The sequence below is a fragment of the Streptomyces sp. NPDC001093 genome (genome assembly GCF_040298985.1).
GTDB lineage: Bacteria > Actinomycetota > Actinomycetes > Streptomycetales > Streptomycetaceae > Streptomyces.
Genome location: NZ_JBEPBF010000184.1, coordinates 1 through 14,951, shown reverse-complemented (window position 1 = coordinate 14,951; position 14,951 = coordinate 1). Strand labels below are relative to the sequence as shown.

Sequence of the window (14,951 nt, the reverse complement as noted above, 5' to 3'; positions counted from 1 at the left end):
AGTCTCGTTGCTGCTCCCAGCGCAGCGGGTAGGGAGCAGCACTCCCCGCGTTGCGGGGCATGAGCCGGCCCTCGGCCGGCTGATGGCCTCCGCTGCGCTCCAGCCACCGGTGACGCGGAGCGTCACCGGGCGTGCCACGCTTCGCGCGACCCGATTACGGGCCTGACGGCCCGGGCTGACAGCAGGGGCGGGGTTGGGAAAAGCTGGTGACTGGGCGTCAGAGTGGCAGATGGTCGGGAGGCCAGTTCTGCTGTGCAGGGGACGGTCTGAGTGCTTCAAAATGTTCTTCGGATAGATTCTGGAAAAGATCACGGCTCCCGGAACGGGATCTCCGCACCGCTGTCACCGGGCGAGTGGAGCCGCGTGTCAGCGGTCGATCTCTTCGAATCCTGACGACTCGTAAAGAGCTTTCGCGGCGGTCCGGTCCCGGTCGTCAACAAACCCCGAACCAAGGAATCCTGAGGCAGCATCAAAAACCCCAGCCAGACAAACACTGTAACCAACACGGGGCACGGATCGGATGTAGCAGGAAAACCAACACCCCCGGCACAGAAACTGCTCCGGGGGTGTTTTCTGTTTGCTCGGAATTATGCCGCCTTCTCTCGCTCCTTCTTCCGCCTATTGATAACCGTCGTGCTCTGCCCGGGTGGCGGGTCGTCTTTGGCGCAGATGGAAGTGGGCGAGGAGGACCTGGTGGGCCTTGACCCACGGATCGATGGTCTTCTTCTCTGGCGTGCCACCGCCGGGCGTGAGGACTCGGACTGCTGCGGCGAGCCATGGTTCGACGTCTAGCGGTTGGATCACGTGGCAGGCCATCAGGAAGGCGATGGCCTGGTCGGGGTCCACGGGCAAGATATCCCCGCTGATGATGCGGCGGGTGGTGCTGTAGGGCAGTAGCCAGGGCTGGCGGCACGCTTGCCGCATCTCGCCGGGCGTGGGGTAGCCGGCCCACACATGCTGGTGGCGCAGGGCCCGGCTGAGGTCCGCCGCAGACGCGATGAGGTTCGGGTCGGGTGCCTTGTGAACGTAGAACGGCGCCCTGGTCGCGCGGCGTGCGCCGAGCCATAGCTGTCGGCCATGGTCCAGAGCGGCGCAGATGCCCTCGAAGTATCCCTCTTCACCAGTGGTGGTCAGCGTGATGAATGAGTCGACTGTTTTCCAGGAGGGAACGGACGTGCCGGAGGCGGCACGCTCGAACGTCGCCTTCGACGGCATGCCGCGCGCAAGCCCGGCCATCTCTTCATACGTCAGACGGGCCGCGGCCTTGCGGCGGCGCAGGAAGTCTGCGAGCTTCGCGCGCGCCGGGACGGTGCGGTCCACGGGCTTCTCGGGGCGTCCCATGACGGCGCCTCAGTTGCCTGCGCTGAGGTAGGCGCGCACGAGGCGGCCGATCCGGCCGGCTCGTCGGCCACCGGTCCCCACCGCCACGACGACCGCGGCGCCGATGCCGGCGGCCCCCGCGAGGAGGGCCAGGACGTTGCGGACGTCCATGCCCAGCTCGGCCAGGATCGCCGCAGTGACGATGCAGGCGATGATCACGAGTGCGTGCGGCATGCCGAAGCGGCCACTCGTAGAGGTCGCCTCGCCGGCGGAGGACGTCGGCTCGGTGTCCGCGGTATACGCCGCGGCGGAGGGCTTTGCGCCCATAGGGGTCTCCCTAACCACCGTCCGGCGACCCGCAGAATCGCCGGACGGTGCTACTCGGCTCCAACCGTTGTCCACCCGTGCATCTAGCGAGAGTTGGCGCTCTCAACGCACGCATGGACCTGCTGCCGCTAGGGTCCCAGCCCGCTACGGCACGAATGAAGCCGATCTGACCATTGGCTCACAAACGCACCAAAGCAGCCCCTGTGACGCCCGACACAATGAGTAAGAAGCTTCCTTGCCCTGGGAGGGGTCGCGTTGGGCAATGATAGATGCTGACGCTGCAGTTCACGGCGCTGCACAGGGCCCTAGCATGCGACATGCGAATCCCCAGCCCGGCCCCTTTTATCAATCCCGACTTTCGTAACATCTAGCTCAATTGGGCCAACGCTCTTTGACCTGCGTTGATTCAATTCCATGCCGCCTGCGATCGGTTCGATCCTCCCTTTCCAGGGAGACTCTTCATCACAGGCACGGGCCGATTTAGTTGATAGTTGACCGTGTCAGCCCTGATTGCTACTGGCTCCAACCGTGCAGCTCAGGGAAATGGGGGTTGTTGGCGCAACCCCCTATGTGAAGCCGATCGCCGCGCCTTCCCGGCGGGCATCGGCTTCACCTGCATCACGGACACCGATGACCGCGCGCGCCATGGGGGTTTGTAGCGGCACGGAGAACCCGATGCGCTGGCCGTACGATGATCAGCGTGACCGCCCGCCGCGCCCTTGGCGCCGGCCCTCAGGACGCGCACGGCATCCGTGCCTCCCAGGCCGACCTCATCGATGCCCTCCCTGGGATCCGTCTCCCTGACCTTGAGGAGCTGCGAGCCCGAGGAGTGCTGGGCTCACGCCCGGAGCCGACCCATGCTCAGCGAAGGGTCCTTGGCGTCGGCGGGCGAGCCGACGAGCAGGCCTAGGGAATGCACGACGCTAGATTGAGCGGCTGAACAAGCAGGTTGGCAGGTCAGGGGGGTAGAGCGTTGGATGCCGAGGGCAGGCAGGACGGACGGCACTCGCAGGGGCAGGGGTTCGAGCAGCCGCCAGCCGTGCCGGCTTCCCGGATCCCTCCGGCACCGGAGTACGCCCCGGGGCCTGCTCCGCAGCCCGGGGCGGCGTTCCTGTCCTGGGTGCGCGCGCCGCGTCCCGAGGCGGGGCTGGGTATTTGGCGGCTGGGGCGCCAGTCGCGGCCTGAGAAGGACCCCGAGACGGCTCCGGGCCGCCAACTGGTCACGGGTGCGCTGATCGCCGGGCCTGGCGGCCTGGTTCGTCTGGTCGCTGCTCTACAACGGCCGGATGGTCTGTTGGAGTAGCGGCCATGGGCTGGCCGCTGAAATGCCGTCGGCGGATGATGAGAGGGCCGGGGGGCCGCTCGTGCGGCGCGCCCAGGGCACGTACCGGGCAGGGTTCAAACTCCAGGGAGAGCCGTGACAGCAGGGGCGTTGCGGACCGTGCCGCTGGCCGGGGAGACCACCGCGTCGCTGATCCACCGCATCGCGGCCCGCTACGGGCTGGAGCTCAGGGACGTGCTGCACTTGTGGACATGCCGCAACTCCCCCGCCCGGCACGACGGCGGTGGGGTGCGGGCGGATGCGGAGCTCGTGCTCAATTCGGCCGGACGGCAGGTGCTGGCCGAGTTGTGCCGCGCCGCGCCGGAGGTGCTGGCGCGCGCTTTGCCAGCCTTCTCGGTGGATGACGCTGACATCACCACCGGCGAGGAGGCCCAGGCGCGGTGGCGTGCTGCGGGCGCGGTGGTGGGGCCGGCCGGGTTCGGCTGCCGTCTGTGCACGGCCCGGCGCACCGGAGAGGCGGTGCGCGTGGTGCGGTACGCGCCACGCTGGCAGCGGGTCTGTGTCCGGCACGGGCGCTGGCTGCTGGACGCGGACGCCGACCAGCCGCTGGAACACCTCGATGTGCGCGGTGTGCCGGAGGTGGTGGTGGCGCAGCAGCAGTGGGCATCGGTGGTACGGCGGGCGATGGGGGCCGGGGTGGAGCCGGAGGCGGTGTTCGCCGGGGCGCACGCGGTGGTCGCCCACTGGTGGACGCAGGCCCTGTACTGGGAGCGAGAGGAGATCTGGCCGCGCCGCCTGCACCGGATCGCGGGCGGCAACGCCGGGGCGGAGCTGGAGAGCTGGCGGATCGTGGGGCGGGACGCGGCGATCTTTCCTGAGGTGGTGGCCGTCGCCGGAGCGCTGCTGGATCCGGCGATGGCCGATCTGGCCTGGAGTGACAGCGGCGGGGAGCGGCCGCGGCCGCTGGGTGCCGACGGGCAGTTCTGCCGTCGGCTGGGCGAGCGGGTGGGGCGCGACTGGCTGGGACCGTTGATCTCCGTCGACCACGGCAGCCCGCTGGGTGACTGGACGGGCAGCGTCATCCGCGGGCGTCGGGACAACGGCCATCCGTCTGGGTGGGTCGAGGATCCGTGGCGACTGCGGCGGGAGAAGCAGCCCGCGACCATGGCCGCCCAGCTGCGGGTGATGGTCAAGGAAGGGCAGGCGGGCGGCTCGGGCACCCGGTGGCGGGCCATGGTTCCCGCCGAGCGGCGTATCCGGATCACCGGCCTGGTCGATGAGGCCGCAGAGCAGTTGGCACAGGTGCGCGGTGCGCACAGCGGTGTCACCGCCGAGGTGGCCCGGCAGCTGCTGCACCACCTCAGCCACAGCGCCGACTTGATCGAACAGGTCCTGGCGCTGACCGTCGATGCCGCCCTGAAGGCCGGAGTGTCACTGGAAGACGTGGCCCAGTGGTCGAAGCTGCCGGCCGACGTCCTGGCGGAGCCCTTCACCGCCGGCCCGGACACGGACGAGGAGGAGTAGATACCCGCCCACGGGGTGCCTGCGAGCCCTCGGGTATGTCCCGGCGCCGGGGCGCCCTATGCGTGGCGGCGCTGGACCACGGGTCAGGATCCGCCGGCAGACGAGGACGTGAGCCCCGTTGAAGGCCAGTCGCCGCTGGCAACGGCAAGTGCAAGACCGCGACCCGTCAGGGGGATACCGGCAAGTTCGGCTGCGGTGCCTGGCATGCATCGGCTTGCGTGGAGGGTATGAGCGACAGCGCCACGGCCGCCTGCCCGGCCGCGCAGCGTGACGGGGCGAAGGTGGCATCCGTCGAGGTGGGGCCGGTTGACGTGCTGTTCTCCGAGGTGGGGCAGGGAGCAGGGTGTCTGCGGTGGCCGGAGGCCGCTGGTGAGGTGGCCTTCGAGCAATGTGCGCCGCTGAGGCCGTTCCCGGTCCGCAAGGGGAAGCGGCTGGCGCCGGGATGGTGGTGGTCGTCGACCACCGGGCGGCTGGTGCACTACGGGTCGGCGGCGATACGGCTGCACGTGATGCTGCTCGACCGCGACCCCCGTGTCAGTGGCCTGGCCGCCCGGCCGCTTGAGCTGCGATGGCGCGAGCCGGGAGGCGTGCGGGCGTATGCACCGCAGCTGATGCTGCGACTCGCCGACGGTCAGGGGGTGTTGGCGGATTGCACCACCAGGCCGGAGCTTTCGCAGCGGCAGCGGTCCCTGGCATCGGCGGTCGGGCAGATCTGCGCAGCGGTGGGCTGGCGGTACTGGGTGCTCGGGCCGGTCGATCCGGTCTACCGGCGCAACGTGACCTGGCTGGCCGGGTACCGGCAGCCGCGGTATCACGGTGGAGGACAGCTGGCCGCCGCGCTGCAGGAGGCGTTCGCCGAGCCCGCGCCGCTGTGGGAGGGGGTACGCAGGATCGCAGATCCGATGCTGGTGCTTCCCGCGCTGTTCCATGCCTTGTGGGTGGGACGCCTCGCGGCGGACCTGGGCACGCCGATGCATGAGCGGATGTCGGTATGGGCGCCGGCGGCGGAGTGAGGGCACGCGGCGGGGTGCCGGGCGGGCCGGTGGTGGAGCTGGGATGCCGGGTGCGGTTCGAGGGACGGATCTGGACGGTGGCCGCCCTCACCGGCGGTCAGGCGCGGCTGGTCGCCGAGAACGGCGAGGTAGTGGCGTTGCTGCTGTCGCTGCTGTTCGCCGATACAGGGTTCGAGGTTCTGGATGCGCCTGGTGGGCCCAGGGTGGCGCCACTGGGCTTGCTGGAGGCGCTGCCCGAGCCGGTGCGGGAGCGGGCGCTTGCCTGGGAGCGGCACGTGCGGGAGGTGGAGACCGGGCGGCCGGATGAAGGTGGCTGCGCGGGAGGGCTGCGGGCGGAGTACGACCCGGGTACGCGGACGTTGGCGCAGCGGGAGGAGGCGAAGGCGGCCGAGCTGTCGGCGGCGGGGATGCCCACCAGCGCGGTCACGGTGCGGCGGATGCGGGCCCGTTACCGCCAGAGCGGCCTGTGGGGGCTGGTGGACCACCGGGCCACACGGCCGCGGACGGCGCTGGGGCGTGCGGACGAGCGGGTGGTGGCGGCTCTGCAGGAGGTGCTGGAGGCCGGGCGGGAGCGCTCCAGCGGGACGCTGGGGCGGCTGCGGGTGTACACCGAGCGGCTGCTGGCCGAGCGGCACGGGGAGGGGGTCGTGCCGCTGCCCTCGAGCGCGACGTTCAACCGGCTGGTGCACGCTCTCGCTGACGGGCACGGGCTGCTGGGCAGCGCCCGTCAGCGCCGCTGGCGATCCGCACGGCCGGCTCCGCCGTTCGTTCCGACGACGGTGATGGCGCCGGGTGAGCTGGTGATGATGGACAGCACCGTGCTGGATGCCTTCGTGGTGCTGGACGACGGGGTGGTGGAACGTCCCGAGCTGACCATCGCGCTGGACGTGGCGACCCGCAGTATCTGCGCGGCCGTACTGCGCCCGAAGGGGACCCGCAGTGTGGATGCGGCGCAGTTGCTGGCGCAGATGATGGTGCCGGCGCCGATGCGGCCCACCTGGCCCGGCGCGCTGGCGATGCAAGCGTCAGCGGTCCCCTACGAGCGGCTGCTGAGCGTGGACGCCCGGCTGGAGGGGGCCGCAGCACGGCCGGTGATCACCCCGCAGACCATCGTGGTCGACCAGGGAAACGTGTTCGTCTCGTCGTCGTTCATCGCCGCGTGCGAGTCGCTGGGCATTTCCGTACAGCCTGCGCCGCCGGGCAACGGGCCCGCCAAGGGGCACGTGGAGCGCACCTTCTCCTCGATCAAGACGCTGTTCGTGCAGCACGTTGCCGGCTACACGGGCGCGCACACCGGCGAGCGCGGGCAGGGGGTAGAAGGCGAGGCGGTATGGACGCTTGCCCAGCTGGCCGAGATGCTCGATGAGTGGATCATCTGCGGGTGGCAGGAGCGGGCCCATGACGGGCTGCGGCACCCGATGATGCCGCACCGGCCCCTGTCACCGAATGAGATGTGGGCCGCTCTGGTCGCCGTGTGCGGGTACGTCCCGGTGCCGCTCGGACGTGATGACTACATCGAGCTGATGCCCATCAAGCGGCAGAAGATCAACGACTACGGCATCCGCATCGACTACCGCACCTACGACCACAAAGCCCTCAACCCCTACCGCGGCGAACACTCACCGTCAGCGGACGGATTGTGGGAGATCCACTACGACCCGCACGCGCCCGGCCAGATCTGGGTACGCCTGCCCAAACCTGGCCAGGCGCAGCAGGGGTGGGGCTGGGAGACGGTGCCGTGGATCCACCACACCCTGGTCACCGCCCCGTTCACCGACTTCACCTGGCAGCACATCCGGCGCACCGTCGCCCGACACGGCAGCCGCGCCCAGCACGAACACGACCTGGCCCTCGCCCTGCGCGAGTTGCTCGAACGCGCCGCCGCCGGGCACGGCAGCCGCCGGGAGAAGGCCGTCACCGCCCGCGCCCGCGCCGCCGCCGCGAACCATGGCGGTGCGGTGTGGGGGATCCTGTACGGCCAGCAGCCGGAAGCCGAAACGCTGCAGTTGGCCAACGAGGACGTCTTCGACGACGGCGAGGACGACGAGGAGCCCCTGACCGACGACGGCTCCGTGAGCACCTGGCCGGCTGAAGGTGCACAGCCGACCGCCTCCTCAACCGCCCCGGTGCGAGAAGCCGGCGTCCCTGCTCCGCGCCGCCCCCAGGTCACGGTCTACGACCCCTTCGAGGAATCCCTGCGATGGTGAGCGAGCTCTCCAACAACACCGCCGGGTTCGCCCCGCTGGCCCCTCCGACCGTGTGGCAAGGATGGGACGCCTTCGTCAGCCGTCCCACGGCACCCGCACGCGATGCCGACGACCCCGACTGGTCCCAGATGGAGCGCGAGGACTACCACTCCGAACTCGCTGTCATGCGCACCCCCGCCATGGACAGCGTGTTCACCGCCGTACGGCGGCTACTGCTGGTCAACCGCCGCCAGCAGGCCGGCGCCCGCCGCGGACTGATCATTTCCGGCCCGGCCACGACGGGTAAGACCACGACGATGATGGCGCTGGGGCGCTCCTTCCAGCTGGCCGACGCCCGCCAGCATCCCGGCTGCGGCGACCGCAGGCCCGTGCTCTTCATCAGCGTGCCGCCGGCCGCCACCCCGAAAATGCTCGTCAGCGAGTTCGCCCGGTTCCTCGGCATGCCCATCACCGACCGCCTCAACCAGACCCAGATCACCAGCGCCGTATGCGACCTGCTCGGCGAACTGGGCACCCAGCTGGTCCTCATCGACGACGTCCACCTTCTGGACACCCAGCGGCGCGCCGGCGCGGAAACCTCCGACCAGCTCAAATACCTCGGCGAACGCATCCCCGCCACCTTCGTCTACTCCGCCATCGACATCGAGACCTCCTCACTGCTCAGCGGCGTGCGCGGGGCGCAGATCGCCGGCCGCTTCAAGATCTTCCGCCACCGCCCGCTGGCGTATGCGACCGACCAGGACCGCGCCGTCTGGGACGACCTCTTGCGCACCATCGAAGACTTGCTGAGGCTGCGCGCACACCGGCCCGGAACCCTCCTCAAGCACGCCGCCTACCTCCACGCCCGCACCGCAGGACGGATCGGCAGCCTCTCCCACCTCATCCGCGAAGCCGCCCTGATCGCCATCACCGAAGGCACCGAACGGATCACAAAGCAGCTGCTGAGCGAGGTAGAGCTCGACGCAGCCGCCGAAGCGCAGGGCCGTCCCGCCCGCACTCGACGGCCCTAGAACGCGCCCCGATGGCACATCAGCAGCCGCCTCGCACGAGAGCCCACAGCACCACTGTCAGCGGCGAACGGCCGGCAGCGTCCGGCATCCTCGTCACGGCCCTGGCCAGCGGGGCGGCCGGACGCGTGGCACCGCTCCAAGACGAGCTGACGCTGTCGTTCCTGACCAGGCTCGCCGCCCGCTACCACCTCAGCCCGCGCGACCTGCTCGCCGCCGTCACCGAGACCGACGGCCTGCAGAACCTCACCGGAATGCTGTGCCCGGACAGCGAGATCCACCTCAACGCCCAGGCCCGCGCCCGCATCGCCACGCTCTGCCGCGTTGAGCCACAGGTACTGGAGCGTGCTCTGCCCGCCTGGATGCGGGAAGAACCATGCGGCAAGTACGGGGCCGGCCCGGTCGGGCGGCTGATGCGCGGTGAGCAGGCCGTGGCCGCATGGGGCCCGGCCTGCCCCGGATGCACGTCCGCCCGCACCGGACGCCTCATGTCCGCGCGCCGGTACCTGGCACCCGAGCAGCGTGTGTGCCCGCGCCACCGGTACTGGCTCATGTATCTGCCCCACACCAGCGGCCTGAGCGTGCCCCTCGCCAGGTGCCCGGAGGTGGTCGAGGCCCATGGGCGGCATGTCCGGCTGCTACGGCATGGGGCAGTGGGGGCACAGGCCTTCGAGGTCGCGCGCGCCGTCGCCGGGGCCTGGTGGCAGCAGTCCTGGCCCGCGGAGGAAATGCTGTGGCCGAACCGCCTGGCGGCTACGTGTCCCGAGGGCGCCGATCCCAGCTGGTGGCAAGCGGCCGCCCGCGACCTGATCACCTATCCCGAGACCGTCGCTCTGGCGCGCCTGCTGGCCGACCGATCTCTGCAACAGCGCACCGTCACCGAATCGGGCCGCCATCTGCCCTACCGGCTGGGCGAACTCCCCCGGTTGCTCACCGAACTCGCCGACCGGCTCGGGCGGCCGTGGCTCGCCCGCCACCTCGCCGCCGACACCCACGGACCGCTGTTCACCTGGATCCACTCCTGCGTACGCACCCGAGCAGCATCCACGCGTGCGGCGCAGAAGGTGCTGTGGAGGGTTCACTCGACTCACCGGCCGCGCGCCCTGAGCGACCTTCTCCCCCGCCCGCCTGCCGCCGGCACCGCCCAGCCGATGCCGCCGCCCGTGAAGCGGCTGCGCGGCCACAGCGTTCAGGCCGAGCGCGCCTTCGAGCAGGGGGTAGCGCACGCCCGGCTCTTCCACCAGCAGCACGGGCACCTGGCCGTGCCCAAAGATGCCACGCTCGGCGGCTACCCGCTCGGCACCTGGCTCGTCAACCAGCGTGCTAGACACCTGCGGATGCCCGACCACCACTTCATGGCACTGGCCGCCCTCGACCCGTGGTGGAACCCGCCCTGGGACCCGCGGTGGCGGCGGCAATGGCACCAAGCCGCGCAGCACACCCGCGCCCACGGCCCCCTCAACGCGGCCTCCGGCTTCCCCGACACCGGTATCAACCTCGCGGAATGGCTGTACGAGCAGTGCGCCCGCTATGCCGATCTGCACCCTGAGCAGCAACGCCTGATGGCTTCCCTCGGCATCGACACAGCCACCGCTCAGGCAGCCCGGCCGCCCCGGCGCAGCTACAGCGAACGCTTCCAGATGGGCCTGGCGCACGCCGCCGCCTACGCCTCGCAGCACGGGCAGCTCGCCAACGTCGGCCAACGCACCGTCCACGACGGCTTCCCGCTGGGCAACTGGCTGGCCCTGCTCCGCAACCGGCACCACAACCGGCCCCCCGTACCCGCCGACCGCGTCCAGGCTCTCAACGCCCTCGACCCGTGGTGGAACCCTCCCTGGAGCCTGTACTGGCAACGCCACTACTACCGCGCCCGCGACATGGCAGCCGGCCACACATTGAACCCTTCGAACGGCTTCGACGACCTGCCTGACGCCGCAGTCGCCGACTGGCTACGCCGGCAATGCCGTGACTACCACCATCTCCATCCCAACCAGCAACAGCTCCTGACTGCTGTGGGACTCACCCCCGACACCGTCGACACAGCCCGCCGCCACCTGACCACTCGCACCGGCACGGCACGCAACCGGCACCGCGCGAAGAACGGCAGCCTGCTAGGACACCGGCCCGACCAACGCGCCGGCTTCGATGCCGCCCTCGCCCACGCCCGCTCCCATGCCGCCCAGCACGGCCACCTCGCCGTCCCGGGCGACACCCTCCACGACGGCTTCCCTCTGGGCCGTTGGCTGGCCCGACAACGCAACCAGGCCAGTACACGGGCCCGCCGGAACCTGCCGCCCTCCCCGCAGACGGGTGAACTCGCCGCCATCGACCCCTGGTGGAACCCACCCTGGAAAAGCGAGTGGCAGCGCAACTACTACCGCGCCCTGCACCACATCCACGCCGGCAAACCCTTCAACATCGCCCACCGCCGCCCCAACTCGCACACTGCCCTGGGTAGTTGGATCGACCGTGCCTGCTGCCACTACGACCGCCTCCACCCCGGCCAGCAACAACTCCTGACCAGCCTCGGCATCACCCCCGAGGCCCTCGCAGCCCGCACCGGCATCGCACCGCACTGGCACACCGCCATCGAACACGCCCGCTCCTACGCCGCCCAGCACGGCCACCTCGCCGCCCCCCACCACACCCTGCATGACGGCTTCGCGCTGGGCCGCTGGCTCGTCAAACAGCGCTACCGCACCAGAACCGGTACCTCATGCCCCGCAGCCGGTGCTCTGACCGCGATCGACCCGTGGTGGAACCCACCATGGAACCTGCGCTGGCAACGCGCCTACCACCACGCCCGCACCCACCCCCACACCCACGCCAGCCGGCAATGGCTCAACAACCAGCGCGCCGCCTGGCCCCGCCTCCACCCCGACCAGCAACGCCTCCTCACCCACATCGGCGTCACAGGCTGAGACCGACGCTCCAGCATGTCCCCGGTGCATGGCATCTGCACTCTTTCCATGCCGCAGACAGCCACTTACCGTCAGTTGCATGGCCAACGGGGTGTTTCACACCAGGTACGGCATAGAGATCAACCTGACGCGCGAAGACCTCGACCACCCGGACCACACCGGACTGCTGGAAGAGATCACCCAGCCTGTCGGGCAGCGGCCCCGGGACCTGCTGCAGTGCCTGACGGACTACAAGGGCGGACAATGCCAGTGCGCCCTGGACGGCAAGACGCCGTGGATGTTCGTCCGGCGCCAGCGCCGTGGCGGCAAGGTGATGTGGGTAGCAGCGCACCTTCCACTCACCCACGTCGCCACTCCCCAGGAGAGCGACAAGCACAAGGCGATGAAAGAGCGGATCGCCCGCACCGCATCACGCCACGGACTTCACGTGCAGACCGAAGCCCGGTCCGAGGACGGACGGGTCATCACCGACGTGCTGGTGACCGGAGCCGGCGCACGCGTGGGATGGGAGGCCCAGTACTCCCCCATCACCGCCAGTACCGTGCGCCGGCGGTCCACCAAAGCCCGCGAGCGCAACATCGCACCTCTGTGGGTGACCGCAGACGCCACCTCCGCCCTGATAGACCGCGCCCCCTGGACCCGCGTCGACGACGTGCCCTGGCAGCGCATCATCTCCCCGCTCGCCCTGATCATCCGCGGCGGCGTCCGCCACCTGCAGATCTGGAAATGCACCCCCACCAGCGAACGCTCATGCCCCGAAAACGGCAGGGCGTGCGGAAAGTGGCACAGCGGCTGGTTCCTGCCCGCCCTGTGCATCCCCCAGGAACGCGCCACCCCCCTCGACGAACTCATCGTCACCAGCGCCGACGGCGAGCACCTGCCCGTACGCTCCCGCAACCGGCACGACCCCCACCGCACCTCCTACCTGTGGGCCCTGGCCCGCGACGTCAAACGCTGGCACGAGATCACCGGCGAAACGAACACCCCGCCCGAGACCGGCCCGGCCGACGACGAACCCCTCACCTACACCGAACAAGAACTCGACAGCTCCTGCCACTACGGCGAAGAAACCCCCCACACCAGCAGCCCACGCCCACAACGCGAGACGACCTCCGCCACCGGCCTGCACACCTTCGACCACGCCCCCGACGACACCCTCCTCCAACCCACCAGACCCATCGCCCTACACCTGTCCCCCCGCGAACGCCTCGTCATCGCAGCAGAACTCAAGTGCCCACCCTGGGAAATCGGCCCCTGCATGCTCTGCGCCACCCCCATCCACCGCTACGGCCCCCGAAGCCCCAAAGCATGCCCCGCCTGCCGCACCACCACCCAGCAAACCTAGGACCGCACCCCATACCAACAACCACTCAACCTGATCACCAGTCACCGCAAGTGACACGACCTGATCACCCAGCCCGCTATCTGACAAAGCCGCAGACCAGACCCCACACAGCAAGGCCCACACCCCCACCCGCGCCCCCACCGAAACGCCCGCACCCCCCGACCACACCAACACGCCAAACTGATCAACACAGGCCAGACCACCAGCCACTGATCAGAAAAACCGCCACCGGACACGGGAAGACCCTCGTGGCCACCCGGAGCGCCGAGGAACTCCACGCGAGCCGGGTACTGGTGCTCGTGCCCTCGCTGGACCTGCTCGCCCAGACCGAGGCCGCGTGGCGTGAGGGCGGCCGCACGGGACCGATGATCGGGGTCTCGTCGCTGCGCGGGGACGAGGCCGGCTTCCCGAACACCACGGACGTGAGCGAGCTGGTCGCCTTGGTACGGCCGTTCAACAAGGTCGCCGTGTTCGCCACCTACGCCTCGCTCGGACTCGGCACGCTCGAGCGCGCCCACGCCGTCGGCCTTCCCGGCTGGGACCTGATCGTCGTCGACGAGGCACACCGGACCTCCGGCCGGATCGGCAAGCCCTGGGCGGCCGTCCACGACAACACCCGCATCCCCGCCCTGCGCCGCCTGTACATGACCGCCACACCACGGCTGTGGCAGCTGGACGAGGACTCCGAGCAGGGCGCGCCGGGCGAGCTGGTGGCAAGTATGGAGGACGACCCCCACGGGCCGTTCGGGGCCCGGTGCTACACGCTGACGTTGTCCGAGGCGATCGACCGGGGGATCTGCGCGCCCTACCAGGTGGTGTGCCTGGATATCACCGACACCCAGCTCCAGGCCGCACAGCTCCTCGGCATCGAGGGCCGCTCGGAGAAGGTGCGCGGGGCGCGGCTTGCCGCCCTGCAGACGGCACTGGTGAAGGCGTCGGCCGAGGAGAACTTCCGGCGCACACTCGTCTTCCACCACCTGGTCAAGGAAGCCGAAGCGTTCGCGGCCGGCCTCCCGGATGTCGCCGCGCGGCTGCACGCGGACGACCCCGAGCTGTACCCTAAGAGCGTCTGGGCCGACTGGCTCTGCGGCGAGCACAAGCCACTCCACCGGCGCCGCGTCCTGAACGAATTCTCCAGAGGCATTGCTGCTGACGGCACGGTCGTGGAGAAGACGTTCCTCGGGTCCGTTCGCGTGCTCGGCGAAGGCATCGATACATCCCACTGTGACTCCGTGTACTTCGCCGACGTACGCGGCTCCATGCCCGACCTCGTCCAGGCCGTCGGCCGGGCGCTGCGGATGCAGCCCGGCGAGGGCAAGACGGCGTCGCTGGTCGTGCCGGTCCTGCTCGGCCCCGGAGAGACACCGGACAACATGCTCACAAGCCGGGCGTTCGGCGGACTGGCCAAGCTGCTGGAAGCGCTCAGAGCGCACGACGCCCGCGTCGTGGAGGCTCTGGCGCAGCAGCAGGCGCCAAGCCGTGTCCGAGGCGTACAGACGCGTTCTGGAGGCGAAGGAGCCGAGGGCAGCGACCGCGGACTGTCGATGCCAGCCCGGGAGCTGCTGAAATTCAGCACCCCCCGCGACCCCGCGCAGCTCGCCGCGTTCATCAACCTGCGGGTCCTCAACCCCGAACACGCCCACTGGCGACGCGGCATCGAAGCCGCCGCCCTCTACAACCCGGCTCCACGGCGACCTGCGCGTACCGTTCACCTACCGCGTCCCCGACGCCGACGAACAAGAGGCCGAAGCCGATAGGCCGACCGCGCTTGCCGGGTTTCCCCTTGGGCAATGGGTCGCCGATGCCAGGCGCTTCTATGCCCGCGGGGACATGGATGCCGACCGTGTCGAGCAGTTGGAGAAACTCGGCATGATCTGGTCCCACTACGACATCGCCTGGGAAGAGGGCCTCGATGGTGTCCCGCCGGGTGGTGTAGCAGCGATCAGTGCATTACCCCTGGTCATGGGGCGGCCATCGCGCAACTCTCCGAGTAGAGAGGCTCGTT

The 14,951-nt window shown here is 69.9% G+C and carries 10 protein-coding genes; 8 read left to right on the top strand and 2 right to left on the bottom strand.

Annotated elements, in window-relative coordinates:
• Positions 1 to 618: 618 nt before the first annotated feature.
• Both ABT288_RS45980 and ABT288_RS45975 read right to left on the bottom strand, forming a co-directional pair.
• On the bottom strand, positions 619 to 1,320 hold the full coding sequence (locus tag ABT288_RS45980; protein ID WP_351621853.1) for a helix-turn-helix domain-containing protein: 702 nt from the start codon (positions 1,318 to 1,320) through the stop codon (positions 619 to 621).
• A gap of 30 nt (positions 1,321 to 1,350) precedes the next feature.
• Positions 1,351 to 1,647, bottom strand: coding sequence for a hypothetical protein (locus tag ABT288_RS45975; protein WP_351219498.1), 297 nt, complete (start codon positions 1,645 to 1,647; stop codon positions 1,351 to 1,353).
• A 1,417-nt stretch (positions 1,648 to 3,064) separates the two neighbouring features.
• On the opposite strand from ABT288_RS45975, the gene ABT288_RS45970 reads away from it, so the two are divergent.
• The 8 genes from ABT288_RS45970 to ABT288_RS50445 all read left to right on the top strand — a co-directional run.
• On the top strand, positions 3,065 to 4,453 hold the full coding sequence (locus tag ABT288_RS45970) for a TniQ family protein (RefSeq protein ID WP_351621850.1): 1,389 nt from the start codon (positions 3,065 to 3,067) through the stop codon (positions 4,451 to 4,453).
• 227 nt (positions 4,454 to 4,680) lie between these two features.
• Positions 4,681 to 5,466 carry a TnsA-like heteromeric transposase endonuclease subunit gene (locus ABT288_RS45965; protein ID WP_351218403.1) on the top strand — a complete coding sequence of 262 codons (786 nt, stop codon included), beginning with the start codon at positions 4,681 to 4,683 and terminating at the stop codon, positions 5,464 to 5,466.
• Entirely contained in the window at positions 5,445 to 7,673 is a 2,229-nt protein-coding gene (locus ABT288_RS45960; protein WP_351621847.1) for a TnsB C-terminal domain-containing protein, read from the top strand. The genes ABT288_RS45965 and ABT288_RS45960 overlap by 22 nt, the downstream gene beginning before the upstream one ends.
• Complete coding sequence (locus tag ABT288_RS45955) at positions 7,667 to 8,683, top strand: TniB family NTP-binding protein (RefSeq protein ID WP_351621844.1); 1,017 nt, start codon at positions 7,667 to 7,669, stop codon at positions 8,681 to 8,683. Before ABT288_RS45960 ends, ABT288_RS45955 begins: the two co-directional genes overlap by 7 nt.
• Positions 8,684 to 8,694: 11 nt before the next feature.
• Positions 8,695 to 11,601 (top strand): Helicase associated domain protein, encoded by a 2,907-nt coding sequence (locus tag ABT288_RS45950; protein WP_351621841.1) that lies wholly within the window; start codon positions 8,695 to 8,697, stop codon positions 11,599 to 11,601.
• 79 nt (positions 11,602 to 11,680) lie between these two features.
• Positions 11,681 to 12,946, top strand: a complete 1,266-nt coding sequence (locus ABT288_RS45945; RefSeq protein ID WP_351621838.1) for a competence protein CoiA family protein — start codon at positions 11,681 to 11,683, stop codon at positions 12,944 to 12,946.
• Positions 12,947 to 13,194: 248 nt separating this feature from the next.
• Entirely contained in the window at positions 13,195 to 14,703 is a 1,509-nt protein-coding gene (locus ABT288_RS45940; RefSeq protein ID WP_502973000.1) for a DEAD/DEAH box helicase family protein, read from the top strand.
• The coding region (locus tag ABT288_RS50445; protein ID WP_502973001.1) for a helicase associated domain-containing protein at positions 14,642 to 14,951 on the top strand (310 nt) is incomplete at its 3' end. The genes ABT288_RS45940 and ABT288_RS50445, both read left to right, overlap by 62 nt.